The organism is Acetobacter oryzifermentans, assembly GCF_001628715.1.
In the GTDB taxonomy this organism is placed as follows: domain Bacteria; phylum Pseudomonadota; class Alphaproteobacteria; order Acetobacterales; family Acetobacteraceae; genus Acetobacter; species Acetobacter oryzifermentans.
Window position 1 is genome coordinate 102,352 of sequence record NZ_CP011121.1, and the last position, 26,443, is coordinate 128,794.

Here is a 26,443-nt window from a genome sequence, read left to right on the forward strand (position 1 = left end):
CGGCTCACAGGCTTTCCGGGAGGCGGAATTCCGCCTTCCGTTCGCTATAGCGGTCCACGAGGTAGTCGGCCCGGTCGCGTAAAAGCCATGTGAACTTCATCAGTTCCTCCATGACATCTACCATCCGGTCATAGAGGGGGGACTGAATTGCCCCGGGTTTTGTGGAGACGTTTTTTATCTGATTTAAGCGGCTAATGCATGTGATTTCTGTTGTGCATAAAAGCGTGCCTCAGCTTCTGCTGGCGGGATGTTTCCAATGGAGGACAGGAGCCGCCGATTATTGAACCAGTCGACCCATTTAAGTGTTGCCAGTTCAACAGCTTCCCTGTTTTTCCATGGCCCCTGCCGATAGATGAGTTCGGTTTTGTAAAGTCCGTTAATGGTCTCTGCCAAGGCGTTATCATAGGAATCCCCAACACTGCCGACAGAAGCAACGAGCCCCGCTTCAGCCAGTCTTTGCGTGTAACGAATGGACACATATTGACAGCCGCGGTCGGAATGGTGGGTCACTTTTCCCTCAGGCTGCCTCTGGCACAGAGCCTGCTCAAGGGCATCCAGTACGAAGTCGGTATGAGCCGTTGAGGAGACACGCCAACCCACAATAACCCGTGCAAAGACGTCAATGATGAAGGCCACATAAACAAAGCCCTGCCAAGTGGAAACATACGTGAAATCCGAAACCCACAGTCTGTTGGGGGCAGGAGCATGAAACTGGCGCTGCACCAGATCCTGCGGACACGGACGTTGCGGATCAGGCCGTGTGGTTCTGACCCCCTTGCCACGAATGACGCCTTTCAGCCCCATCCGGCGCATCAGCCGCTCTACCGTGCAGCGGGCGACATCCACGCCTTCACGTCTGAGCTGATGCCAGACCTTGCGCGCTCCATAGACGCAGAAATTATTATTCCACACTCTACGGATGTCATCGCACAGTTCTTTGTCTTTCTGGCTGCGCACACACGGATTTTTCTGTCTGGCAACAGTTGCATAATAGGCAGATGGTGCAATCGACAGAACCCTGCAGATTGACCCGACACCATATGTCTGCCGGTGCTCCTCAATGAAGCGTGTCATGGCTTGAAGATGCGGTCGAGCTCCGCCTGGGCAAAATATGCCGACGCCTTACGCAGGATTTCATTGGCCTGCCGCAATTCGCGGTTCTCTCGCTCCAGTTGCCTGATCTTCTCTCGATCAGGCAGGTCACTCACCGCAGGCGCATTGGCACGTTCATGCAGACGGGTCCATTTTGACAGCGTGTCAGGATGAATATCCAGCTTTGGCGCTATCATCATCACTGCAGACCACCGCGAAGGATGGTTCTTCTCTTCCTCCAGAACCATGCGGGCTGCACGGTCACGAAACTCAGGCGGAAAACGCTTCGATTTATTGCTCATGAATTCTTCTTACCTCACGGGTCTTTCTGTCTCCACAAAACCCGGGGCAATTCAAGTTGCCAGAGCCACGGCGGCACCTGCCATTGCGCTCCAGCCGATACCCAGCCCCCGAGGCTGCCAGATGACAAAAACCAGCGTGGCAACGAAAATCAGAAGCGCCAGCATCAGATGATCCGCTTGCCGGATTCATCGACGATCTTCTCCCCGTCCTCTTTGACGAAAGCGCCTCTCTGCGGGTTAGGCAGGATGTCCAGAACCGTCTCGGACGGACGGCAGAGTGCCGCACCGAGGGGGGTGACGACGATCGGCCGGTTAATCAGGATCGGATGCGCCATCATGGCGTCGATCAGCGCATCATCGCTCAGGGCCGGATTATCGAGGCCGAGTTCGTGAAAGGGCGTGCCCTTTTCCCGCAGGACCGAGCGCACCGGAACGCCCATACGGGCGATCAGATCGACCAGTTCCGCACGACCGGGAGGCGTTTTCAGATATTCGATGGTCGTGGGCTCGATCCCGGCATTGCGGATCAGTGCCAGCACGTTGCGCGACGTGCCGCAGGCCGGGTTGTGGTAGATCATGATGGTCATGAGCAGGATTCCGGGGACGGACAGCAGGAGGACAGGCTCGCGACCAGGGGCGCGCAGAGTTCGGGACTGCCCGCGCAGCAGTCCGTGACGAGGAAGAGCATCAGGTCGCGCAGGCGCGGAAGACAGGCGCGATAGACGATCAGCCGGCTATGGCGTTGCGAGGTCAGCAGCCCGGCGCGGGTCAGGGTGGCGAGATGGGCCGAGATCGTGTTTTGCGGGACATCGAGATGCCGCGCGACGTCTCCGGCGGGTAGTCCGTCCGGTTCGTGGCGCACCAGCAGGCGGAAGATCTCCAGCCGTGTGGACTGCGACAGGGCGCTCAGGGCAGCGAGGGCGGATTCTGTATCCATATATCCTTGTTTGTGGATATATTGTCGTAAGTCAAGCTATCCTATGTGAGGAAACGGAGATCACGACTGTCGGCTTCCTCAATTTTTCCGCTCAGACCAGACATTCCGCTTACTCCCTAAACTGTCTGTCGGCTCAGCAGAAACAGAGCAGACAGGCGGTAGTCGCCTACATGTCGGACATAAAAGTGGGTTGGCTCGCCTTTCGCATAGCGGACATAGTCCGCGCAGTCCCCCGCTATCACTTGGAGCCGAGAGTGGGGTGATCGTTATGGGAAATAACCAGCAAGAATACAGGCGCTTAGGTTGGCCGTAGCAAGACACGCCCGAAGCCACTGGGCAGGGAGTATAAATCATTTGGATCGGGCAACGATGCTTTCGGTTTTCGGCCTTGACACGATGATGTTCGGTGCGGGCGGCAATCCAGATTTTCTGGACAGCGTCAAGATTCATGAAGGCAATTCCGAACCCAACCAGATGGGGTGGACGGCCTCCCTGCGGCATCAATGTGCCATGATGGAGGTTCACTGACCATCAGGAGGAGACCGCCCGTATGAAAGCTAGCATAATTGGCCTTGATATTGCCAAATCCGTTTTTCAGGCTCATGGGGCTGACGCAATTGGAAAGTGCGTTTTCAAGCGCAAGCTTGGTCGCAGTGAAGTTTCAGCATTTTTTGCAAAACTTGACCCATGTGAAGTTGTTCTGGAAGCCTGCGGGTCAGCTCATTACTGGGCACGGGTGATCAGCAGGATTGGTCATGATGTCAGACTGGTTCCTCCTGATCGGGTCAAATCATTTGTCAAAAAAGGCAAGAAAAATGACGCTGTTGATGCGGCTGCGATCTGCATGGCGGCGACTCATCCTGATACGATGTGTGTTCCGATCAAGAGCGAAGAGCAGCAAGGTGTCTTGTCACTGCATTCTGCCCGCGCTCTTCTGGTCAAACAGCAGACCATGCTGAGTAATGCGTTACGGGCTCTTGCTTCCGAGTTCGGGCTGATAGCCCCTCTGGGCACACGCCATCTGCCAGAACTGATGGCAAAAATAGAGACATCAGCCGACCTGCCTGCTGCCATGAAGCAGAGTGCCATGTTGTTATTTGAGCATTATGAAAAGGTCGCTCAGAGCATTGATGCTTTGGAAGTGCAGATCCGGGCGCGTGCAAAAAGCGATGACGATGCGCGTCGGTTGATGACCATCCCTGGGGTCGGTCCCATAACGGCTTCTCTGATTGTCGCCTCGGTCGCGGATATTGGCTCTTTCGCCTCTGCGCGCCATTTTGCCGCCTGGCTGGGGCTTGTGCCTCGTCAGCATTCTACCGGCGGTAAAACCCGTCTGGGAAGGATTACCAAAACGGGCAATCGGCAGATAAGAACGTTGCTGGTTCTTGGTGCGACGGCCATGCTTCATCGTGCCCATAAGTGGGATAGCGCTGCGGGTCAGTGGCTATGCGAACTCATGGCGCGTCGTCCAAGGCGTCTGGCAACAGTTGCACTTGCCAATAAAATGGCTCGTATCATCTGGGCGTTGTTGTCACGTAAAGAGATCTATCGTCCGGCTGGTGTCAGTGTTTCAGCAGGCTGACCTGCACCAGCAGAACGATGGACACCGGAGCTTGCTCCGGTAGATCCGGCAGTATGTACGAACCGACGTGATGGGAAGACAGTCATTCAGCAACAGTTCAGGCCATACCGTTCGACCGTCTGTGCCCCTGAGCACGTGATACCAGATTGGTGCCTGACACGTGAGCGCACACCCATGATGGCCAGCGCATAAAGTCGCATAAACAGGCCGGACATAAGAGCGCATCTGACCGGGTCTTCACGTTAAATCGGTATTCATCATCCAGCCGGTAGAATAATACGTTTTAGAAATGACATCGGGAGAACAATGTGAGGTATTGCGCTTAAACGGCCGTCCACATAAGAAGGTCGAGCCAGACCGAATGGTGGCCGAGCGTGATACGGAAGCAGTTTTCATTCTGGGTTCTATTGGCATATCGGACATAATCTTCAAGTAGTTCTGTGCAGCAGTGGCCCATACCTGTCACTTGAACAAGGTTTCCGGAACTCCCGTTTCGTTTTCAGAAAAACTACCAAATTTGACAGCAAGAATAGGCAAAACAAACAGGTTAAGTATCATTGATGTCATGAGCCCTCCAAGAATGACAGCTGCCATAGGTCCTTCGATTTCCCGCCCAGGCGCATTCATATCAACAGCCAGAGGCGCCAGTCCAAGCGCCGTAACGAGCGATGTCATGAGTACGGGGACGACGCGGTCTCTGGCCCCCCGGAGCGCTGTTGTTACTCCCCATGTGAGATGTTCCCGCTCGACCAAAGTCTCAAAATGCGAAATCATCATCACCGAATTCCGAAGCGTAATCCCGAATAGAGTAACGAAGCCGACTGTTGCCCCAAGAGTTAGCGTTGTGCCGGAAACAATGATTGCCAGAATGCCGCCGACAAATGCGAAGGGAAGATTGACGAGTATCAGAGCGAGATTGCGCCATCCTTGTGTGATTATTGAGAGCAGAATCATGACCGCTATGGCAGCGAGCCCGGAATTTATAAACAGTTCCTTGCGTGATTGTGATTCAGCTTCCGCTGCGGATGTAAACTGAACGTAGGTTCCAAGAGGCAGTTTGATATTTTTTGCTATAGCCGTGCGTGCGTCCTGAACGAAAGATTGAGCTGATCGTCCTGTAACATTTGCGGTGACAGTCTGTATTCTCTGTGCTCCCAGATGTGACACCTGATAGCGACCGTTCGTCTCATATATGTCTGCAACAGCGCGGAGTGGTACGTAGTTTCCGTGAACAGTATGCAGTGGCAGAGAACCAACAGACGCAACATCATTACGACTTGCGTCATCAAGACGAACCATAACATTAAAAGCCGCAGAACGCTCGTATATCTGCCCCACGGTTTCACCCTGCCAGGCTGTATGGATGGATCGGAGTACATCCGCCGACCGAAGCCCCCAGCGCTCCAGATCAGCAGGGCGTAGCCGAATAGCAAGTTCCGGAACACCAGGAGGTGCTTCTATCCGGACATCTGTTGCGCCATGTATCTGATGCAACATGCGGACAATATTATTTGCCTGGATATCCAATACATCCAGATCATCGCCAATAATATTGATTGCCACAGCCGAAGACGAACCAGAAAGGGTTTCGTTTACGCGCATCGTCAAAAAACTACTGACAGAAAAACTGGCCCCAACGAACCCGTCAAGCGCTTTGCGAACGCGGGCATCAATCTGTCGGGAAGCCTTCCCATCCACCTGATTCAAATCAACCTCAAATTCGCTGGTATGTGGTCCATCCGTGTCCTCATCCAGCGAGGCGCGTCCGACTCTCTGAGCAACCGAACGGATTTCGGGAAGCTGACGAAGTTTTTCTGTAACCTGTCTGCCTAATTTCAGAGACTGTTCCAGGGAAGTCCCCGGAACTGCCGTCATATGAATGATAAGGTGGCCTTCCTTGAAATCGGGAATGAAATCGCTTTCAAGGAATGGAAGGGCCGCAAACCCTATCAAGGTGGTCAGGATCATCCCGCCTATAACAAATCGGGGATGGCGCATTAATCTGGCCAGAAGACGTTCATAAGCTCTGGCGGTCCATCCTGCCAGGGGGGGCTCTCTCCGGATTTCTCCAGGCGTCGCCAAGAGCCATGCGCAGAGTGCAGGTACAACGGTTACAGCAGCGGCAAGAGAAGCCATGACCGCAAGAACATAAGCTGTTGCCAGTGGAGCAAACAGTCGTCCCGAAAGTCCGGGAAGGGCGATGACAGGCAAGAAAACGATAATGACAGCAAAGGTCGCGTAAACCACTGCACTGCGGACTTCAACGCACGCATCGAGTACGACGCGCGCTGTAGATGCGGGCTGGACCAGAAGCCGGTTTTCACGCAATCGGCGTGTAACATTTTCGACCCCGATCACGGCGTCATCCACAACCTCGCCGATGGCAATAGCAAGGCCCCCCAAGGTCATGGCATTCAAAGTAACCCCGAGTGTCTCCAGCAACGACAGGGCTATCAGAATAGCCAAAGGTATGGTGGCGCAACAGATTGCAGCGGTTCGCAGGTCAAAAAGGAAAAGAAAGATTACGACAACCACCAGAAAACCGCCCAGAAGCAATGCTCGTGTGGCATTCCCCAATGCGGTCGTAATGAAATTGGCGGGTCGGAACAGGTCAGCATGCAATGTAATCCCCTGTCCCTGCAATTGCGGGCGGAAATCGGTAAGTGCCGCCTCGATTTCCCGGGTCACGGCCATTGTATTGGCACCGTACTGTTCCCATATATTAACTACAATGCCTGTCTTTCCCTCGATATTGGCCGCGCCGAAGGCAGGAATAGGGGCTTCAGTTACAGTGGCAATACTGCCCAGTGTGACAGCACCATTATCAGAGCGGACAATCACAGTGCGGGCCAGACTTTCTGGCGTCAGGGCCTGACCGTCAGACTGAAGAACGACTCTTTGGTTCGGGGTATCAATAAAGCCGGCCCCCTGTATGCCAGTCGCTTCCTGGGCAGCCGCAAGGACGTCATTGAGTCCGATATGATGCAAGATGAGTTGGTCTGGATGTACCTGTATCTGGAGTGACCGACGCTCCCCGCCAAACACGCTGACTCCAGCCACACCAGGCAACGCCAGCAGACGCGGCCTTAATGACCAGTCAGCAAGCGTGCGCAACTGCATAAGGGACTGTTGTTCCGACGTCAGACCGATCACCAGTACCAGACCGGCGGATGAGGTCAGTGGCGTCATAGTCGGAGCATGAACACCGGCTGGCAATTGCTGTGCAACAACATTCATTTGTTCCCCGACCAGTTGCCGGGCTCGATAAATATCGGTCGATGTCGCAAACAGGACGTTGACGACTGACAGTCCCTGAATCGAAGTCGATTGCACGCGCTGAATACCCGGGAGGCCGGTCAGGGCAAGTTCCATTGGGCGACTAACCAATGTTTCGACCTGTTCCGGCGTAAAACCAGCAGCTTCGGTCTGGATCGTGACCCGTGGCGGAATGAATTCCGGAAACACATCATAGCTGGCATGTCTCAAGCCATACAGGCCATAGAAGAACAACAGACATGCGGTTGCGATAACCACGCCCCGGAAGCGGATCGAAAACCCGATAATAGCTGCCTGAAGGCTGAAAGAACGTCCCGTCATCAGTCGTCATCGTCTCCTGATTCAAGCTGAGCTCGGAATTCTTCAGACAGAAGTAATTGCGTACCCTCTATGACGATTTGCGTTTCGTGTGTGATTTGTCCTGGAGTATCTTGGATCAGGTAGCCACCTTCTCGGTCCGGCACGTCGGTCGTAAGAGGTAAGCGTGTAAATTTTCCGTGTCCGTTATCACGGTATATCCACGACTTACCTTGCAGCCAGATAATAGCTGATGCAGGTATCCGGATACCGGGACGTTCCTCTTCGGTAGGCAGGAGAACGGAAACATTCATGCCCGCGACAAGCTGACTTTCAGCCGACGCAAAATAGAAAAAGCTACGCCCCTGAATAGCAGGATCGGTCATGGTTACAGGAGACAAATAGTGGAGCATTGTCCCGTGTCCACCCGTGTTTCCATAATCGGTCACATCCGCCTGACTTGGTGGGGTTGGTAGATCCATATCTGGTGGAAGGGTCACCTTGACCAAGACCACTTGTTGTTGAAGTAACTGTGTAATGAAAATTGTATTTTTTTCGGTAGCGTCAGATATGACCGAACCAAATTGCTGTCTGATAATATTAAGTGCGTTATTCACCTGGACCTGTTCTGCTTTTACCATAGCTGAATTGGACTGAAATCTGGCTGTTGTCTCCTGGAATTGTTCCTGAGAGATATTCTGCCGATCGCGATACAGTCCTTTGTCACGATCGAGTTTCGCACGGGCAAGCGTCTGCTGTGCCTGCATGCTCTCCAGCCGCGCTTTCATGTCAGCATAATCACTAACAAGAGTGATAAGTTGTGTTGCGTTCAGAACGTAACCATAGGCGGGAACCAGCTTTCTCCAAGGCACGATGCTGGGTCGTGCAGAAGCAATGCCGCTCTTCGTAACTGCTTCCGGGGAGACCGTCACGGTCGCCTCTGCACCAAGAACCGAAACTGGTTGATCATCATCATCTGCAATGGCAATGTCTGTCCCGTTTAGAACTAGGAAGACAGAAAGACCTGCAAGAGGCAGCCAGAAGGCCCTCGCTTTCATGGTGAGTTCCTTTGGTTATTTTCAAGTAGGCCAGAAGCCTGCGCGGCATTGGTGTGATCAAAAATGGGCTGCTGCATGCCATCTTCGATCTGACCTATGGCTTGCCGTTGCTGAATTTCTGCTTCAAGAAGAGCGGTCTCCGCTTGAATCTGCTCTATATGAGTCATAACCATCGTTGGTCGGTCGATTGCACCTGACTGAAGGCGGTGCTGCATCTGGTTCAGCCTTACCCGTACGGTTTTGGCAAGTTCTTCCGCCTGTAGCAGAATTGATGTCGTGCCGCGGTAATTGGCCGTAGCCTGCGAGATGGACTTAAACACTGTGTTCTCTGCACGCCGGAGACGAGCCGCCGCCTCATGCTCCTGCCCAACAGCTTCAGCTATGGGGCCTTCGTTCTGATTGAAAATCGGAATTTGCAGAGAGGGATCTACCTCAAAGCGATTTGAAATCTCCCAGTTATAGGCGGGACTGATGGTGACATCGGGATAGCGTCGAGAAACTTCGACCCGTAGAGCCTGTCGGGCGGCGTCATAAGACGCAAGAAGTTCCCGCAGATCCGCGCGTTGCATTACGGCTTGGTATCTCATGTCCTGTGAATCGCGGTATTCTATGAGGTCGGGACAGACATCAAATGCTTTTGTATCAAGAGCAATGGAATCAAGTGCTTCGGCAGGAACCCCGATTGCTCCTGCCAGAGCTGCCTTACGGACGGCATACTCGCGCCGCAGATCACTGACAGACAACTCGGCATGGATCATTTCCGTCCGTACCTGCGATATTTCGAAAGCGGATGCTCGCCCCTGATCAAAACGTGCCTGTTCCAGGGTAAAGAGTTCGCGTTTAGCTGCCGCAGTCTCTTCCACAAGCTTGAGGCGCCCGGATACAGCCCAGACGCCGAGAAGAGCAGACCGCGTGTCGCTGCGTAGTTTCCATGCAGTATTGATGACTTCCCATTGCGCGACGGCAGCCCGATATCTGGCTTCTTTGATACGGTGATAACGCCTGCCGAAAAATTCGATCAGTATTGACGCGCCGTAGCCGACGTAATGAGCCGATGGGCCACCCAGCACCGTGAAACTGGGATTGGGCAGTTGACCGGCTGTCTTGATTCCAGCGCGAGCCGTTTCCAGTTGAGCTTTAGCTACAAGGATATCGGGATGAAAATACAAGGTAGCAAGCGTCAGGCGAGTGATGCCCCATGCGTTTTCCTGACTCGATACGTTTGGTCCGAGAACTTTTGTAATGAATTCTTGCAATCCGGCATCCGTAAATTGACGGCTGGAAAATTTCTGGACATCTGATTCCGGCGAAATATTTGAGTGACCACTATTTGTGCAGCCACAGAGCAGGGGAAAAATCAGGAGAATGAATGCCGCATTATAGCGTGTGCGTCTCCTTACCTGCTTAATATATTCTAGAGTATTATATGATTTATACATTAATATGTCGTGATATATCTGATTTGTTATCTGTTAGTTCTACTCTCGATTGTCGCATAATCTGCACACCTCCACTAATACCAAGCATCGCAAGGATGGCAGCTACCGCAATATCCGGCCACGCAGAACGAGTGCCAAACACGCCCAGAGCTGCCAGCACAACGGCAACATTTCCGATCGCATCATTACGAGAGCAGATCCATACGGAACGGCGGTTGGCATCACCTTTCCGGTGTGTCCATAATATGAGGGCACAGGCCAGATTGACCGCGAGGGCAAGCAGACCAATGCCGCCCATTGCGTCTGGGTGAGGCGGATGGTTGCTGTTCATTACCATCCACCCAGCATTGGCCATTACCCATATCCCAGCCACGAACAGGGTCAGGCCTTTCAGAAAGGCCGCGCCAGCTCGCCATCGCAATGCCATTCCGGCAACACTGAGGCTTATTGCGTAGTTGGCGCTGTCGCCAAGGAAATCAATCGCGTCCGCCTGTAAGGATGCAGATCCAACCGACACGCCAGCCCCAGCTTCAACGGCAAACATGCTGGCATTGAGAAAAAGCGCGATCAGGAGCGCTCTCCGCCATGATTTATTGATTGGTAGCGGCGTATCTGTGCATCCACCACAGCATCCTCCTGCCATCCAGCGCCTCCCTGACGAATCATCTGTTTTAATGTATGCTCCCTGTAGCAACTACAGGGTCAAGAGGCAGGGAATGCGATCGATTGGCGCCTTGGGAAAGGCAACGAATACCAAAGTCGAGACGATCCGCTATTATGAACGGATCGGACTGCTGGCTCCGCCACAGCGGACCGATGGCAATTATCGCGTTTATGATGATGCGGCGCTCGCGAGACTGTCTTTTATTCGTCGATCCCGTGATCTGGGTTTTTCATTAGATCAGGTAAGAGTTCTATTATCCCTAGCGGATCAGGGAACCCAGGATTGTAAGACAGTTGATAGAATTGCTCGTGACCATATGGCAGAGATTGAGCACAAAATTGCGGATCTCAAGGCATTGCGTCATGAACTTTCTACGATAATAAAATCATGCCGGGGAGGTAATATTTCAGAATGCCGAATTATTGAAGCACTTTCTCCGTTTGATAATTAGTTCTCCTGACTTTTTTCGCAGCTAGTCGATTCTGCATTTGATGGGAAGATTACCCGAAATAATTATACGGCCTCATCCTCACGTGTCAGAATCTGAAAAATCCTCATCGAAAATTCAAGGACTATACGTGCTCCCATGGTGGCAGTTTATGATCAGGCCAGTTCTGAAGCAGACATTCTGCTGCCCCCCCAAACCTGACAGCACATTAGGTCATACGACGTTATTATTTTGTCCTTCATATCCTGAATTTGAATTGTAATTTGATGAAAAAATTTACGCAAAATAGTGGTAATTGTGGTAGCAGTGTGTGGAAACTCCCGTACATTGCTTGGCTTCTTTTCACACGAGAATGCGATGCGACAGACAAAACCGTCAATCACTTCTGTTAGTGAAGATGTTTGGTCAAGAGCATCCCATCGACATGCACTGCTGCGTGGATTGTTAGAGGAAAATCAAAGAAATCATCTTTCAGTCAAATTAGTCGCAAGCGACCTGGGTATCAGTGTGCAACACACTTACCGCCTTCTGAAAAAACTACGTGAGGAACAAACCACAGCGAGTTTGCTCCCATTACCTCGTGGCCCTCGTGTCGGGAACAGACGCTTAGCCGTAAATATAGAAAAAATAATCGAAGAAGTGATAAAGAAGATATATCTCAAGCGTGAAAAACCGACATTGAAACAGGTCCATCGATATATAGAGTGCGAATGCCAAAAATCAGGTTTCAATGTGCCGTCCATGAAAGCTGTTCGGTCACGTGTTGCAACTTGCAATTCAAAAACACTTATCAAGAAACGCGAAGGAAAAACGGCGACTGAAGCTGCGTTTCACCAGATTCAGGGAAGTCTCGAAGCAGATAGGCCGCTGGAGATCGTGCAGATTGACCACACGAAAGTTGACCTCATGCTGGTTGACGATATTACTCGTGCGAGCATCGGTCGGCCTTGGCTGACGTTGGTGATGGATATTCACACGCGTATGGTTCTGGGCTTCCTTCTATCCCTCGAAGCTCCCTGCACCACTTCAGTCGCACTTGCCCTCACGCAAGCGGTTCTCCCCAAAGATTCCTGGCGTGCGGAGCGTCTAATTGAAAACAGCTGGCCAACGAGTGGGATTCCTCGCTGTATTCATGTCGATAATGGAGCGGAGTTTCATGGTCGTTCTTTCGAGCGTGGTTGTGAGCAACACGGCATTCAGATTGCTTATCGACCGCCCGCCACTCCACGTTATGGTGGACACATAGAGCGTTTGATGGGCACGCTGATGCATCGCATTCAGGCATTGCCAGGCACCACATTTTCGAATGTTGTGGAAAGAGGGGATTACCGCTCCGAAGAGCGTGCATGCCTGTCGTTTCGGGAGTTTGAACGCATATTGGCGCTGGAAGTGCTTGGTCCGTATCATAATGAAATTCATCGCGGTCTTGGTCAGCCTCCTATAGCAAAATGGACGTCGAGCATCGAAACAACTGCTTCCCGACATCCTTTGGATTCTCAGGCCTTTCTTCTTGATTTTCTTCCCTACGAAACACGGGTGATACGACGCGATGGTGTTCGGTTATTCAATATCCAATACCAGGATGGAGGTCTTGCACATCTGCTTGGGCGTCCCGATACGCGTTTGCGGGTGAAATACGACCCCCGTAATCTCTCGTCTGTTTATGTCGAACTGCCAGACGGCGACCATGTCAGGGTCCCTTACGCAGATTTGCGTCGGGAACCTATTACTCTGTGGGAACATCGTAATGCGGTCCGGTGTCTGAAAGATGAGGGACGTCGCAGTGTAGATGAAGCCTCAATCTTCACCGCCATCCGGGAGCAACGGGCAATCCTCGACGAAGCTCGTGGTCTGAGCCGCGAGGCACGCAGAAATGTTGTCCGTCGTGAAATCGCCCAGAGGTGCGCTGATAGCCCGTCAGAACCGAACCAAAGTCAATTTCCTGCTGGAAAAGCAGAAGACGATGTCGACCGCATCCCGATGCCGCCTCCAGGCGCTCATAGCGGTGTGGAGATCTGGTAATCATGTGCCGTGCAGAATGGTCGCATCTCCCAGAAGACGTGAGACCACTTGCTGCATTGGGGAACGAAGAGAGGATCCGCCACATCCGCGCCAAGCGTTGGGTGGATTACCCACACGCTGATCGTGTACTGAGGCGCCTCAACGAGATTTATGTCCAGCCACGTTCAGAGCGTATGGAAAATATGCTTCTGATCGGTCAGAGCGGTATGGGGAAAACGACACTCGTCCGAAAATTTGAACGCACTCACACTGTCAGGCTGGGGAACAACGGGACGTGTCGTCTACATCCCATCGTCGTCATGCTGATGCCACATGACCCAACAGGGCCTCGCTTTTTTTCGCAGCTGCTCAAAGCAATCGGCGTTCCTGCAATCGACAATTTCGAGACAACGGCACCACGCGAGTCAACGGTTCTGCGCGTGTTGGCCGAGGTGCAGGTTAAAGTCATCGTTATTGACGAGTTGAATTCTGTTTTAGCGGGTACGGCCCGTCAGCAACGACTGTTTCTCCAATTGCTGCGCTGGCTGTCGAACGAATTGCGTGTCGCTCTGGTAGGGATCGGTGTGCCGGAAACACGGCATGCTCTGCTTTCTGATGATCAGTTACGAAACCGGTTTATGAATCTGGAGCTGCCCGTGTGGGAGAATGGCCAGGATTTTAGTCATTTTGTGACGAGATTGATCTGGAGTTTGCCACTGCGGGAGCCGTCTCCTGTCGACTCCCGGCGACTGATGCAAATGTTGGTTGGGCGCACGGGGGGCATTACTTTGGGCACCTGCAAGGCTATTGAACGCGCAGCGATCAGGGCAATTCGTTCCGGTACCGAGCGTCTTGATTATCAGGCTTTTGAGCATGAAGAGGTATGGGATGGTATTGAAGCGCCTGTAATAATGGGAGGACATCGACGGAAATCCCGTCGTGGGTAAAGAGGGGACACCGTCATCCCTTCCGCTCGTCCCATTTCCACACAGGGCAGAGGCGTTTTCCTCATGGCTATCCAGATTAGCCGCCCGCTACGATCTCCATGCTGACCATCTTGCTCTTCATGCCGGATACCCTCTCCGAGGAGCGCGAGAACTGGACTGCTACCTGTTGCCTCAGGCGGACTGTGCTCTTGCACTCATGACCGGCCTGTCACAACGTTCAATCAGGACAATGCGCTGTGGAATGCCACAAAGGCGTCTTTGGGTTCGAGATCATCATGTCTGGTGTCGAGAGTGTGTACGGGAAGCTCTGCTAGAGGGAGATGAGCCTTGGGAGCGGCGGTCATGGCGAACGGGGGCTACAGTGATCTGCAGCCGTCATCGGCGAGTTCTGGAAGAAGCCTGTCCACGGTGCAATAAAATAGGCAAGGGGTGTCTTTTTCTCAGTGACAAAGGTCGGGTACAGCCGCTGTGCGCCGTCAAAGGTGATAAAATCAATTTGTGGGGGGATGCATTAGGTGATCAGCTTCCCTGGGGTCTGACGATAGACAGAACAATCTCCCGGTGCGTGAACGCTCTAAGCATTGATCTCTGTCGCAGTCTTGTCGGGCAGACACTTCGCGCACAATGGCGTGGAGTCAGCAGGGAACGTCGTCTGACGACAATTATTGAAGAGCTTACGCTGATTACCCTGATCACGATTGATTATCTCCCGAGACCTCAACCGCCGCTTTACTGGATGCTGGAGCAGTCAGACTGGAAAGCCGCTTTCCATTATACGCCGGCCATGCTGCCAACTTCGCTGGCAACCGGCATCATCATGCTGGTTTCGGTAGTATTGTCCGATCATCAGTTTTTTGAAGACAGGGTTTTCTGGGATCCTTCAGAATGTCAGGTTGCCTGTGAACCACTCACGCCAGAGACTTATGTGATGTGGCTGCATCCGAAAGTAAGATCATGGGGACGACAGATCATCAGTGCACCATTTGGTGTGTAACCTAATTAAGGAATTTTTTCACCTAATTAAGGTTGTTTTTTCGGTGCTCAACCGGCGCGGAAACGGGGATTCTCCTAATTAAGGGTTTTCGACAAAAAACCTTTCTTTTTCCGGGCGCCCACCTAGTTGCGATAAGTGGAATTATCGCAAGTAGGTATGGGGAAGGAGGTTGTTTTTTGGAAAAAGACGTAGTTTGAAACTAACTACGAAATGAGGTAACTCCCACTTCCTCGTTGGGATTCCATATTGCGCAGTTTGGTACAGAATGGTATATATCATTGGTATCTACTAAAGAGAGGCGAATATGTCCGATACAGCCAAAATTTTTATGACCGGTCGCAGCCAGGCTGTTCGGCTCCCCGCCGCTTACCGCTTTGACACATCAGAGGTCACCATCCGCAGAGACCCCCGTACCGGCGATGTCATTCTCTCGCCTCGACCCGAGGGATGGAGCGAGACACTCTCTGCCATTCGTAAGGCCAAAGGGGCTGATTGAATTGCCCCGGGTTTTGTGGAGACGTTTTTTATCTGATTTAAGCGGCTAATGCATGTGATTTCTGTTGTGCATAAAAGCGTGCCTCAGCTTCTGCTGGCGGGATGTTTCCAATGGAGGACAGGAGCCGCCGATTATTGAACCAGTCGACCCATTTAAGTGTTGCCAGTTCAACAGCTTCCCTGTTTTTCCATGGCCCCTGCCGATAGATGAGTTCGGTTTTGTAAAGTCCGTTAATGGTCTCTGCCAAGGCGTTATCATAGGAATCCCCAACACTGCCGACAGAAGCAACGAGCCCCGCTTCAGCCAGTCTTTGCGTGTAGCGAATGGACACATATTGACAGCCGCGGTCGGAATGGTGGGTCACTTTTCCCTCAGGCTGCCTCTGGCACAGAGCCTGCTCAAGGGCATCCAGTACGAAGTCGGTATGAGCCGTTGAGGAGACACGCCAACCCACAATAACCCGTGCAAAGACGTCAATGATGAAGGCCACATAAACAAAGCCCTGCCAAGTGGAAACATACGTGAAATCCGAAACCCACAGTCTGTTGGGGGCAGGAGCATGAAACTGGCGCTGCACCAGATCCTGCGGACACGGACGTTGCGGATCAGGCCGTGTGGTTCTGACCCCCTTGCCACGAATGACGCCTTTCAGCCCCATCCGGCGCATCAGCCGCTCTACCGTGCAGCGGGCGACATCCACGCCTTCACGTCTGAGCTGATGCCAGACCTTGCGCGCTCCATAGACGCAGAAATTATTATTCCACACTCTACGGATGTCATCGCACAGTTCTTTGTCTTTCTGGCTGCGCACACACGGATTTTTCTGTCTGGCAACAGTTGCATAATAGGCAGATGGTGCAATCGACAGAACCCTGCAGATTGACCCGACACCATATGTCTGCCGGTGCTCCTCAATGAAGCGTGTCATGGCTTGAAGATGCGGTCGAGCTCCGCCTGGGCAAAATATGCCGACGCCTTACGCAGGATTTCATTGGCCTGCCGCAATTCGCGGTTCTCTCGCTCCAGTTGCCTGATCTTCTCTCGATCAGGCAGGTCACTCACCGCAGGCGCATTGGCACGTTCATGCAGACGGGTCCATTTTGACAGCGTGTCAGGATGAATATCCAGCTTTGGCGCTATCATCATCACTGCAGACCACCGCGAAGGATGGTTCTTCTCTTCCTCCAGAACCATGCGGGCTGCACGGTCACGAAACTCAGGCGGAAAACGCTTCGATTTATTGCTCATGAATTCTTCTTACCTCACGGGTCTTTCTGTCTCCACAAAACCCGGGGCAATTCAGTTTTCTGAAGAAGGGTCAGGCGTCCTGCGGTGTGGGGCGGCAGTATACGGGATCTGCCGGCAAGATCACGAACTGCCAGATTGGTGTGTTTGGCGCTTATGTTTCGGAACGGGGGCATGCCTTTATTGACCGCGCCCTGTATCTCCCGAAAGACTGGACATCAAAGCCTGAGCGTCTGAAGCGGGCCCACGTTCCCGATGACGTGGTGTTTGCAACCAAACCGGCGTTAGCCTCGATGATGATTGAGCGAAGTATTGAGGCCGGTGTGCCGTTCCGCTGGGTTGCAGCAGACAGCGTGTATGGCGTGGGCGACGTAGAACGCACGCTTCGCCGGGCAGGAATTGGATATGTGCTTGGGGTCAAGGGCAATCACTGGTTCGGATCATGGGCAACGGAACCGCTGATTGCCGGAGAGGCGAAAGATATTGCAGCAGGACTGCCAGACCAGGCCTGGCGTCGTCTGTCAGCGGGGCACGGCACAAAAGGTGAGCGACTTTATGACTGGGCGTATCTTCCGCTTGCTGATCTGGATGCTGAAGAATTTGACTGCCCTATAGCCGGACCATGGACACGTGGCCTGTTGATCCGCCGAAACATCGCTGACGGGGACCTTGCCTATTTTACGACCTGGAGCCCGAAAGGGACAACCACGCAGGAACTGGTGAACGTTGAAGGGACGCGCTGGAGGATCGAAGAAGGGTTCGAGACGGCCAAAAACGAATTTGGTCTTGATCATAACGAGACCCGCTCCTGGCATGGTTGGCATCGGCATGTCTCTCTGGTCATGCTGGCCTATGCCGTCATGGCCAGTGTCCGTTACCAGGCAAACTCACTGAAACCGAAAAAAACACAACTCAGAACACGACAGTCCTTGTCCGCTGGTTCATTCAGGAGATCAGGCGCCTCGTCGTAAAACTTGCACAACGCAGACTACCCGTCTCTCACATCCTCAGATGGTCCGTCTTTCGACGAACGCATCAGGCCAGTGCTATCCGCGCTCACTCACGACACAAAATGCAACTGTAGTGCTAGCAGAACCATGGACTGACACTACTACTAGTACAGGTCGGCTTATGCTTGCAGTCTTGGGTGGACTTGCCGATGTGGAACGCGATCTAATTCGTACACGTACATCAGAAGGACGCATTCGAGCGATCCGGCAAGGGAAAAAATGGGACGTCCTTGTCGCATGACAGATGTCCAAAGACAGGAAATTATTGATAGACGCTTAAAAGGTGAATCTTTAAAATCTATTGCAGCTTTCTATGAGATTAGTGAAAGCACTGCATCGCGGGTTGCGCGTGGAAAATATAGATCCTTCTTATAATAAATTCTGATTTTTGCAAAAATCAGGACTTTGACCTGACGAGGTATTCCCTTTCCTGAAGCTAGATGGATGCCGGCCACTGTTTCCGTGACCAAAGCCTGGATACTTGGAATAGGAAGCTAAGCGATGTGATGAGAAATTTTCTTTCTCCGTAGAAACCGTTGTCTGGTGGCCATTCAGGTTCACGTCATCTTTGCGCGTTATAGGGGCAAAGACGCTAACGCAATGATGGCGTGCTGTGATCGTATTAGGAAGGCCAGATACAGGTTATGCAACGGGTGATACGTTACGGATTGTCAATTCTGATAACACTCAGCCTGTGCGGATGTGTCTCTTATACCGAAACAGAAAGTATCTGTAAGGGAACGGAAGAAGGTATTCTTCTGCATATAGATGGCTCATATGCAGGCTATCCACATTCTGTTTTACGGCATGCAGTCTTGCAGAGTGTTGCCTGTCCTGTAGGAGAAACAGAACTTCAGGCATTTCACGCCATTGCTGTGCCACCACCACATATGCGGGTGTCTATCAAGCGTCCGGCCGGGCAGGGGCGGTTGGGATCGCTTTCCGTCACATTATTTTCGCAAGGGCGTTTTGTGATTGGTGAACGCATGGCCTTGACGTCTTTTTCACGCACCCAGTCACCTTCATCCATAAAAGGCGACATCAACTTGGCAACGGTCAATCTATGGAATGACCTCGCCTCCCGAATTACGCATAACAAGCCGATTATTCCGTAGGAGGCTGCGTGTAACCTCATGCGTGAAATCCTGCTGTTAAGTATTGTGACATTTTCATTCGGCATATTTTCCGCAAATGCCCAGAACATGCCAGAAAAAATAGATTTTCATAGAGCCGTTAATATGGCCTGGGCGGTTGATCCTGTGCGCACTGAATTGCAGGTTGGCCATCATTCTGCAAAGGCGCGCAGCAGTGCGGCAGGGTCATGGTTTGCTGGCGGCCCAACTCTGTCCGGTGAATATATGGATGACCATGCAATCGGCAGTAATGAAGGGTACACCACCTATCAGGGAGGGGTGTCCGTACCGCTCTGGTTACCAGGGCAGGGAAGTGCCACACGTCAGGTTGCAAGTGCTGAAGCCGCATCTCTGGATGAGCAGCTAAATGTTGAATACCTGTCGCTTTCCATAAGGGTATTGGATGGGGCAGCCAAAGCACAGATTGCGCAGGAACGTTTAAAGGCGGCACATCAACTGTATGAGTATGCAAGCAGGATAAACAGTTTGATTGCCCATTCTGCGCATGTGGGTGAATCTTCATCTTCGGAAAGCCAGATAGCACAGTCAGAAATGGAAAATGCCCGTAATGAACAGGCATTGGCGCAAGAATATCTGGAAAATTCTCAGGCTGAACTGGAAGTTTTATTTGCCCAGCCAGTTGAGGTTGATCTTTCTCATGGTGCAGATATGGCACATGTGCGGTTTGTGGAACCGCGTGATATGGAAGACAATGATCCGCGCGTAAAAGCCGCACACAAAAATGTAGAAGCTGCACAAGCTAATATGAAGCTTGCCCGCCGCTCTTTTATGCCCAATCCAGAACTGGGTATCGATGTGATTCATGAAAAACAGTATGGCAGCCCATGGGATGACCGGGTTGGTGTCAACTTCAGCATCCCACTACCAAGCGAGGCCCGGAATACACCGATTATGTCTGAGGCCAGCAACAGGCTTGCTTCTGCCAATAGTCAGGAAATACAGGCCCGGCGCATGGTACATCTGGAAATATCCCGTGTGCGGGCTCGGCTGATGGCCGCCACAGCTGCCCGGCAGACCACCCGTATAGCCGCGGCAAATATGCAAAAGCGTGCAGCGGCAGAAGAGCATGCCTGGCGGGTGGGAGAGGCAACGCTCGAAACTGTCATGCAGGCAGAACAGGCTGCCTGCAATGCGCAATTTGCCAACGCTCGAGCAGAGGTGGAGTGGCATGTCGCAACGCTGCGTATGATGATTGCCATGGGGATTACACCATGAAAGGACGCATCCTTGCGTATTTCGCTGTGTGTTTTTGTATGTCACCTCTCGCCAATGCGGAAGATCAGATACTCCCTTCGGTTGTCGCGCTAGATATGGCAGCGATAAAAAATGAAGGTATTACAGTGACCTTTGCCAAATCCGGTAAGGTTTCTCGCATTCTGCCAGTTATCAGCCGGGTTATGCCCGATACCACGCGGCTTGTGTATATTCATCCAGCCGGAAGCGGCAAAGTGCTGGACGTTTTGGTGCAGCCAGGTGCTTCGGTCCGTAAAGGACAGGTCCTGTTGCGCTATCAGGATCATTCTCTCCATGGTGCACGGCTTCAAGCCATTCAGATGCGTGCCGCGTTAACAGCTGCCATTGCCAGTAGAAATGATGCCGCAGCCGCAGTGCAGCGCGCAAAACAACTGGTTGGTCAAACTCTTTCATTGGCAGAGCTGCGCCGCAGGCAGGATATTCTGGCGCAGGCAGATGCAACCATGCGTGCCCGACAGGCAGATGTGGATACATTGGGTCATCGGTTTAATGAGGAGTTCAATTCATCTTCTGAACAAAGCAGCCGAAAACAGCAGGATGAGGTATCAACCCTGATCTCTCCGGTTGATGGTGTGGTGCAAACGCTGGGCACATCTGTCGCCGCAGACCTAACGCCAACTACAAACGTGGCAAGCGTAGCGGATCTGTCTGACGTGTGGATTGTTTCGGATATTACGCCGGAACAAGCAGCATGTCTTCAACCTGGAGGCCTACAGACCACAGAGACCAACGATGGTGCCATCACATCCCGGATTGATACAGTGGATGGCATGGCCAACCCGCAAACAGGGTTGGTGCGTGTTATCAGCCGTGTTTCCAACCCAACTGGTGTGTTGGTTCCAGGCATGGTGCTGGATGCCAGCCTGACGGAGCGTGACAGTGTAACGGGAATGGTCGTGCCGTCAGATGCCATTCAGAAAATTGATGTCCATAACGTCGTATTTGTGCAGATAGATAAAACGCATTACCGGCCTGTGGTGGTGGATGTGGTCTTGGATAATGGCATGCATGCGGTTGTAAGCTCAGGCTTGAAAGAGGGTGAGGCAGTGGTCAGCCACGGCAGTTTTGCCCTGAAATCAATCATCGGGCTGGCCGGAATGGACGCAGACTGATGGCCCGTAAATACCTGGAAGCTTTGCTGCGGGCCCGCATGCTGGTGCTGGGTGGATTGGCTCTGATATTGGCGGCAGGTATGATGGCAGTGCTGGAACTGCCAGTGGAGGCTGTGCCTGATATTTCCCCAAAACAGGTTCTTGTATCCGTTGTGGCTCCAGGCCTTGCGACCGAGGAAGTGGAAAAACTGATCACCTTTCCGGTTGAAGCCAGTATGACCGGTATTCCCGGTCTCACAGATCTGCGCTCTGTTTCCCGTGGTGGGGTTTCGGTTGTTTATGTGCAGTTTGCTGATGACACGGATATCAATCTTGACCGCACGCGTGTGAATGAGCGCATCCAGCAGGCGCGGGGTTCCATATCTGTGCCGGGTATCACCGTAAGCATGGGGCCGCTTGCAACGGGCATGGGTGAAATCATGCAGTTCCAGATCAAGGGAGCAGGGCGCTCACTTATGGAACTCAACCGGATCATGAACTGGACGGTAGTCCCGCAGATGCGGCTTGTGCCGGGTGTTGTGGATGTAAACGTCAATGGTGGCGCGGAAGAAACCTATGAGGTTGCACTGGATCCTGCCCGGCTGATTGCCAGCAACCTTTCAGTGAGTGAGGTTTATCGCGCAGTGGATGCAAACAATGCGGCATCAGGCGGTGGGTGGATCACCCATCATGCCGAACAGCAAAGTGTTGTCGGGCGTGGGTTGATCAGCAGCCTTGCGGATTTTGGCAACATTGCCGTACGCGCCAATGCCGATGGCTCCATCATACGTTTGCGAGATCTTGGGCACATTACAACTGGCGCACGCACACGCCTTGGCGCTGTTACCCGTGATGGGCAGGGTGAAATTGTAATTGGCGTGGTGATGATGGAAAGTGGCGCAAGTTCCAACGCCACATTGGCTGCCATCAATCGTGCCTTGCCAAGCATAAGGCAATCCTTACCAACGGGTGTTACGCTGGAGCCCTATTACACCCGCGCCACATTAACCGGGCAAACAATCGCGACCGTGCGCGATAACCTGCTGATGGGTGCCGTGCTGGTGATAGCGGTGCTTGTGGTTGTGATGGGAAGCTGGCAGGCCGCTCTGGTGATTGCCTCCGTTATTCCAGTAGCTCTTGTCTGCGCCATGGCCGGCATGCGGTATTTTGGCATTTCAGCCAATTTGCTTAGCCTTGGCGCAATTGATTTTGGCATGATTGTTGATGGCTCATTGGTAGTTATTGAGCATATTCTTTCAAGGCGGGAGGAGGAGCCGGAAGCCGCGTTTATGCCGCTGGTTGTCTCATCCGTTCAGCAGGTCATGCGGCCTGTGGGCTTCGCCATACTGGTCATTATTATGGTCTATCTGCCTATTCTGACCCTGCAGGGCATTGAAGGGCATATGTTCCGGCCTATGGCGCAAACGGTTATCATGGCGCTTCTAGCTTCGCTGGCTTACTGCTTCATCTGTATTCCCGTAATTGCGGCTCTGGCTTTGGCACGTGTGCGGCCAAAAGGAGATACATGGCTGATTGCTCGCCTGCGTGCTCCATATGTACATCTGACAGAGTGGGGAGAAGCACATCCGCAGCTTCTGTTTGGGGGCACGCTGGTTGTTCTAGTGTTATCGGCAGGTCTTGCAACACGTCTGGGTGGGGAGTTCATTCCCCAGCTTGATGAAGGGGCTTTGGCTGTTACCACCACCCGTCTGCCCTCAGCATCTCTGGAGACTGTACTTGCATCGGTGACAAGACAGGAACAGATTCTGCGGGGTTTTCCTGAAGTCAAAACGGTTGTCAGCAATACAGGCACATCCGCCATTCCCACAGACCCGATGGGTGTGAATGAGACTGACAGCTTCATTCTTCTCAATCCGCCATCAACATGGAAAACCGCGCGCACGCAGGCCGGACTGGTGGCTGCAATGGATGAGACACTGCGGCGAGAATTGCCAGATGCGCTGTATTCCTGGAGCCAGCCGGTGCAGATGCGCATGGATGATCTGCTCTCTGGCGTAAGAACACAGATTGCGGTTTCGATTTTTGGTGATGATCTGGCAACACTCGCTGCTCTGGGAGACAAGGTTGTAGCTGCTATTGCAAGTGTAAAGGGTGCCGCAGATGTGGCAGCGGCGGGTGATGGCAGTGTGCCGCTGGTTGTGGTGGACATTGATCGCGCACAGGCTGCCAGCCGCAACGTGGCAGTACAGGATATTCTGGATACGGTGGAAGCCATAGGCGGACATATTGGTGCGCGGCCTGTTATTGTTGGCAATGCCATTATCAGCACGCAGGTGCGCCTGAACGGCCGCCATGTGGCTTCAGCAGCAGCTATTGCTGCTTTGCCTGTTCGGCGTATGGATGGGCAGGGGAATGTCATGCTTTCACAAGTGGCGCATGTACATGAAGTTGATGGTACACCACGTATCAGTCGTGATGGCGTACGCCGCCGCATGGTGGTGCAGGCCAATGTGCGAGGGCGGGATCTTGCCTCCTTTGTGGCTGAAACGCAGCAGCGTGTGGCGCATGATGTGCATCTGCCATCGGGCTACACCATGCAATGGGATGGGCAGTTCCGTAACCTGCACTCAGCTGTGCAACGTCTGGAAATTGTTCTGCCTGTTGCTCTTGGTCTGATATTTGCATTGCTGGTTGTAACCTTTGGCGCAATCCGGCCCGCACTCTTGGTTTTTATCAATCTGCCTGTGGCTGCAACCGGCGGCATTATTATGCTGACATTACGTGGAATGCCCTTCAGTATTTCAGCAGGTATTGGATTTATTGCCCTGTTTGGGGTGGCTATTCTGAATGGCGTTGTGCTGGTGAGCGAAATAGCCGCATTGCGCGCGCGAGGTATGGCCGTGGCGCAGGCAGCTTTTGCGGGCGCAAAAGCCCGCTTCAGGCCGGTTATGGCAACAGCATTGGTAGCAAGCCTTGGCTTTTTTCCCATGGCGTTTTCTGAAAGTGCAGGCGCAGAGGTGGAGCGGCCTTTGGCCAGCGTGGTGATTGGTGGGTTGGTGACATCCACGCTGCTCACTTTGCTGGTGCTGCCATCCCTGTATGCCCGTGTCATGCGAGAGGAGGTTCAGGACTGATGCGTATCCTCATTGTGGAAGACGAGCATGATCTTGGGGCCGCCGTGCAGGAGCGTGTGCGGCAGGATGGACATGCCGTGGACTGGTTCATGACATTGGAAGATGCACGTGCAGCCGTAGCAACCGTGGATTACGACTTCATGCTGCTGGATCTTGGGCTGCCAGATGGCAATGGGCGCGATCTGCTGCGTGAGATCCGCCGTACGTCCTTTGATACCGCCATTCTGATCACAACGGCAGAAGACCAGATCAGTGACAGGATTGCAGGTTTGTCCGATGGAGCGGATGATTACATTGTCAAACCCTATGACCTGAATGAACTTGTTGCCCGGATTGCAGCTGTCGCGCGCCGGTACGTCACGCCACGCAGGCAGGCCTGCTACCAGATAGGCGAGATTGTTATTGACCGGGAAAATCGTTCCGTAATGCGTAATGAGATGGAACTTGAGTTAACAGCACGGGAATGGGCGATTATGGAACTGCTGTCTCGCAGGCCCGGACGCATTTATTCTCGCCATCAGATTGATACAGCCTTGTATGCGCTGGATCAGGATGTTGGCAGCAATACAGTTGAGGTTTTTATTAGCCGCCTGCGTAAAAAGGTTGGCAATACGGTTATCAAAACTGTTCGTGGCCGGGGCTATTGCCTGGCCGATAGAGCAGACGCATGAAAAACTGGAGCCTTGCGACCCGGATTGTCAGTGGTGTTCTGTGTGTGGTCACGCTGAGCCTTCTTGCCCTCAGTATCGCCGTTGCTGGTTTTACGCGTTACGAAATCACAGAACGTCTGGACAATTCCTTGCAGGAAGTATCCGAACGTTTGCAGACTATCATCACCATACAGCCGCATAGAGCCCAGTCAGACAACGTGGCATGGGTGCCTGATGTGGGGCCACGAACACTCGCGTATCAGGTTGTTGACCAATCTGGCCATGTTGTTCTGCGTTCTCAAAATGCACCGGTTGAACCTTTTGTGTCTGATATTCATACAGGTTTTGCCAATACCCCTTTGTTCAGGGTTTATATTGCGGCACCTACGGCCACGGCTTATCGCGTGCTTGTTGGTGAGCCCACGTTGCATCGGCGAGGGGCCACATGGCGTGCTACGGCCATAGCGGTCTTGCCGATACTGATTTTTCTGCCCGTAATTTGGGTGCTGGTGCGCCTGATCGTGCGTCGTGCCTTGCGACCTTTGAACCGTTTGCATGATGAAATGCAATCTCGTGGCAGTGGCAATTTAAGCCCTATTTCATCACTTGATTTGCCGGTTGAACTGGTTTCCATCCAGCATGCCGTAAACACGCTTCTATCCCGCCTGAAAACAGCACTTTCTACTGAACGCGCTTTTGCAGCAAGTGCAGCGCATGAATTGCGTAACCCACTTGGGGCCCTTCTTGCGCAGGTGCAGATGCTGGGGCGTATGCTGCCTGAAGGATCTTCGGCTAATAAGCGGGTGGAAATTATAGCAGATCGTACCCAGAGATTGGCCCGAACGGTTGAAAAACTTCTACAGTTTTCACGTGCATCTTCTGGCGTTGCTTTTCGGCGAGATCGTTTTGATCTGCTGGCCGTATTATATGTGCTGGTTGATGATCTGGGGCATCTACCACGTGATGGCCGGAGTATTGATTTAAAAGCCAAGGGTATTGGACATATTTTTGTTTATGGAGATATGGACGCAACCGGTATTCTGTTGCGCAATCTGCTTGAAAATGCCCTCTTGCATGGCACTTCCGATATGCCAGTAAAGGTTGAGGTAAAACCTGAGGGCTGTATTGACGTTATTAATGATTGTCCTGCCTTGGCCCCGGATACATTGGCCCAACTGACAAGCCCATTTGTGCGTGGCGGCAGTTCCAGCAATGGCAGCGGCCTTGGTTTAGCAATCGCCAGTAATATTGCCAGGCAGATGGATGCGCGCTTGCAATTACAATCACCTCTTACTGGTTCTGCGCGGGGATTAAGTGTTTCCCTATGTTTCCCTAACCCAGAAATCATATTGCTGTCTGAAGAAACCTGACAGTAACGCGTTCAGGTTTGCGTCATGTTGGTGGTGTATTG

The 26,443-nt window shown here is 52.6% G+C and carries 21 protein-coding genes, 5 pseudogenes and 2 other annotated features; of the genes and pseudogenes, 16 read left to right on the forward strand and 10 right to left on the reverse strand.

The window, feature by feature from the left end; translation table 11 throughout:
* Nucleotides 1-4: 4 nt before the first annotated feature.
* The 5 genes and pseudogenes from WG31_RS15215 to WG31_RS15230 all read right to left on the reverse strand — a co-directional run.
* Nucleotides 5-148 (reverse strand): annotated as a pseudogene (locus WG31_RS15215) (arsenical resistance protein ArsH); the annotation flags it as partial.
* Between the two features lie 35 nt (nucleotides 149-183).
* Nucleotides 184-1,394 (reverse strand): IS3 family transposase gene (locus WG31_RS13765; protein WP_096884248.1). Its coding sequence is split into 2 segments (ribosomal slippage): nucleotides 184-1,109 and nucleotides 1,109-1,394, totalling 1,212 coding nucleotides; the frame shifts between segments, so codons are not numbered across the junction.
* Nucleotides 1,000-1,116: a sequence feature (AL1L pseudoknot), on the reverse strand. Its footprint overlaps the gene before it by 117 nt.
* Before the next feature lie 57 nt (nucleotides 1,395-1,451).
* A pseudogene (locus WG31_RS15225) lies at nucleotides 1,452-1,559 on the reverse strand (ArsB/NhaD family transporter); the annotation flags it as partial.
* Nucleotides 1,559-1,981 (reverse strand): arsenate reductase (glutaredoxin), encoded by a 423-nt coding sequence (gene arsC, locus WG31_RS13775; protein ID WP_006115730.1) that lies wholly within the window; start codon nucleotides 1,979-1,981, stop codon nucleotides 1,559-1,561. The pseudogene WG31_RS15225 and the gene arsC, both read right to left, overlap by 1 nt.
* Nucleotides 1,978-2,331, reverse strand: a complete 354-nt coding sequence (locus WG31_RS15230) for an ArsR/SmtB family transcription factor (protein WP_006115729.1) — start codon at nucleotides 2,329-2,331, stop codon at nucleotides 1,978-1,980. Before WG31_RS15230 ends, arsC begins: the two co-directional genes overlap by 4 nt.
* 369 nt (nucleotides 2,332-2,700) lie before the next feature.
* Between WG31_RS15230 and WG31_RS15870 the strand changes: the two genes are divergently transcribed.
* Both WG31_RS15870 and WG31_RS13785 read left to right on the forward strand, forming a co-directional pair.
* Nucleotides 2,701-2,859, forward strand: a complete 159-nt coding sequence (locus tag WG31_RS15870) for a hypothetical protein (protein WP_167348743.1) — start codon at nucleotides 2,701-2,703, stop codon at nucleotides 2,857-2,859.
* 22 nt (nucleotides 2,860-2,881) lie between these two features.
* Entirely contained in the window at nucleotides 2,882-3,913 is a 1,032-nt protein-coding gene (locus WG31_RS13785) for an IS110 family RNA-guided transposase (RefSeq protein WP_010511145.1), read from the forward strand.
* A 462-nt stretch (nucleotides 3,914-4,375) separates the two neighbouring features.
* Here the strand turns inward: WG31_RS13785 and WG31_RS13790 are convergent, their stop codons facing one another.
* Genes WG31_RS13790 through WG31_RS13805 form a run of 4 tightly spaced genes read right to left on the reverse strand, consistent with a single transcriptional unit; the run spans nucleotide 4,376 to nucleotide 10,626 of the window.
* Nucleotides 4,376-7,510, reverse strand: a complete 3,135-nt coding sequence (locus WG31_RS13790; RefSeq protein ID WP_063355016.1) for an efflux RND transporter permease subunit — start codon at nucleotides 7,508-7,510, stop codon at nucleotides 4,376-4,378.
* Entirely contained in the window at nucleotides 7,510-8,544 is a 1,035-nt protein-coding gene (locus tag WG31_RS13795; protein ID WP_063355017.1) for an efflux RND transporter periplasmic adaptor subunit, read from the reverse strand. Before WG31_RS13795 ends, WG31_RS13790 begins: the two co-directional genes overlap by 1 nt.
* On the reverse strand, nucleotides 8,541-9,983 hold the full coding sequence (locus WG31_RS13800; RefSeq protein WP_209439404.1) for a TolC family protein: 1,443 nt from the start codon (nucleotides 9,981-9,983) through the stop codon (nucleotides 8,541-8,543). Before WG31_RS13800 ends, WG31_RS13795 begins: the two co-directional genes overlap by 4 nt.
* On the reverse strand, nucleotides 9,976-10,626 hold the full coding sequence (locus tag WG31_RS13805; protein WP_007284432.1) for a cation transporter: 651 nt from the start codon (nucleotides 10,624-10,626) through the stop codon (nucleotides 9,976-9,978). Before WG31_RS13805 ends, WG31_RS13800 begins: the two co-directional genes overlap by 8 nt.
* A gap of 73 nt (nucleotides 10,627-10,699) precedes the next feature.
* On the opposite strand from WG31_RS13805, the gene WG31_RS13810 reads away from it, so the two are divergent.
* The 6 genes and pseudogenes from WG31_RS13810 (at nucleotide 10,700) to WG31_RS13830 (ending at nucleotide 15,533) form a co-directional block, all read left to right on the forward strand.
* Nucleotides 10,700-11,098, forward strand: a complete 399-nt coding sequence (locus WG31_RS13810; RefSeq protein ID WP_063355018.1) for a MerR family transcriptional regulator — start codon at nucleotides 10,700-10,702, stop codon at nucleotides 11,096-11,098.
* 324 nt (nucleotides 11,099-11,422) lie between these two features.
* The gene (locus WG31_RS13815; RefSeq protein ID WP_245191577.1) at nucleotides 11,423-13,117 is read left to right on the forward strand and encodes a Mu transposase C-terminal domain-containing protein; all 1,695 of its coding nucleotides are present in this window, start codon (nucleotides 11,423-11,425) and stop codon (nucleotides 13,115-13,117) included.
* A 2-nt stretch (nucleotides 13,118-13,119) separates the two neighbouring features.
* A complete protein-coding gene (locus WG31_RS13820; RefSeq protein WP_063355019.1) occupies nucleotides 13,120-14,043 on the forward strand; it encodes a TniB family NTP-binding protein in 924 nt (307 codons plus the stop codon).
* Nucleotides 14,036-14,374, forward strand: a pseudogene (locus WG31_RS16125) (TniQ family protein); the annotation flags it as partial. The gene WG31_RS13820 and the pseudogene WG31_RS16125, both read left to right, overlap by 8 nt.
* 234 nt (nucleotides 14,375-14,608) lie before the next feature.
* A complete protein-coding gene (locus WG31_RS16130) occupies nucleotides 14,609-15,037 on the forward strand; it encodes a hypothetical protein (protein WP_245191581.1) in 429 nt (142 codons plus the stop codon).
* A 304-nt stretch (nucleotides 15,038-15,341) separates the two neighbouring features.
* Nucleotides 15,342-15,533: an antitoxin gene (locus WG31_RS13830; RefSeq protein ID WP_063355021.1), complete on the forward strand. Its 192-nt coding sequence runs from the start codon at nucleotides 15,342-15,344 to the stop codon at nucleotides 15,531-15,533.
* A 37-nt stretch (nucleotides 15,534-15,570) separates the two neighbouring features.
* Here WG31_RS13830 and WG31_RS13835 read toward each other — a convergent pair.
* A protein-coding gene (locus tag WG31_RS13835; RefSeq protein WP_096884248.1) for an IS3 family transposase occupies nucleotides 15,571-16,781 on the reverse strand; the annotation gives its coding sequence in 2 pieces (ribosomal slippage) (nucleotides 15,571-16,496 and nucleotides 16,496-16,781; 1,212 coding nt in all).
* Nucleotides 16,387-16,503 (reverse strand) — a sequence feature (AL1L pseudoknot). Its footprint overlaps the gene before it by 117 nt.
* A gap of 56 nt (nucleotides 16,782-16,837) precedes the next feature.
* Between WG31_RS13835 and WG31_RS13845 the strand changes: the two are divergent.
* From WG31_RS13845 to WG31_RS13875, 8 genes and pseudogenes are all read left to right on the forward strand, one after another.
* A pseudogene (locus WG31_RS13845) lies at nucleotides 16,838-17,749 on the forward strand (IS701-like element IS1452 family transposase); the annotation flags it as partial.
* Nucleotides 17,750-17,864: 115 nt separating this feature from the next.
* Nucleotides 17,865-18,163, forward strand: a pseudogene (locus tag WG31_RS15240) (recombinase family protein); the annotation flags it as partial.
* 269 nt (nucleotides 18,164-18,432) lie between these two features.
* A complete protein-coding gene (locus WG31_RS13850; protein ID WP_006115451.1) occupies nucleotides 18,433-18,903 on the forward strand; it encodes a hypothetical protein in 471 nt (156 codons plus the stop codon).
* 18 nt (nucleotides 18,904-18,921) lie between these two features.
* A complete protein-coding gene (locus tag WG31_RS13855) occupies nucleotides 18,922-20,157 on the forward strand; it encodes a TolC family protein (protein ID WP_006115452.1) in 1,236 nt (411 codons plus the stop codon).
* The gene (locus WG31_RS13860; protein ID WP_039891523.1) at nucleotides 20,154-21,308 is read left to right on the forward strand and encodes an efflux RND transporter periplasmic adaptor subunit; all 1,155 of its coding nucleotides are present in this window, start codon (nucleotides 20,154-20,156) and stop codon (nucleotides 21,306-21,308) included. The genes WG31_RS13855 and WG31_RS13860 overlap by 4 nt, the downstream gene beginning before the upstream one ends.
* The gene (locus WG31_RS13865; RefSeq protein WP_063355022.1) at nucleotides 21,308-24,382 is read left to right on the forward strand and encodes an efflux RND transporter permease subunit; all 3,075 of its coding nucleotides are present in this window, start codon (nucleotides 21,308-21,310) and stop codon (nucleotides 24,380-24,382) included. Before WG31_RS13860 ends, WG31_RS13865 begins: the two co-directional genes overlap by 1 nt.
* On the forward strand, nucleotides 24,382-25,053 hold the full coding sequence (locus WG31_RS13870; RefSeq protein ID WP_006115455.1) for a response regulator transcription factor: 672 nt from the start codon (nucleotides 24,382-24,384) through the stop codon (nucleotides 25,051-25,053). The genes WG31_RS13865 and WG31_RS13870 overlap by 1 nt, the downstream gene beginning before the upstream one ends.
* Nucleotides 25,050-26,402: a sensor histidine kinase gene (locus tag WG31_RS13875; RefSeq protein WP_006115456.1), complete on the forward strand. Its 1,353-nt coding sequence runs from the start codon at nucleotides 25,050-25,052 to the stop codon at nucleotides 26,400-26,402. The genes WG31_RS13870 and WG31_RS13875 overlap by 4 nt, the downstream gene beginning before the upstream one ends.
* Nucleotides 26,403-26,443: the final 41 nt, after the last annotated feature.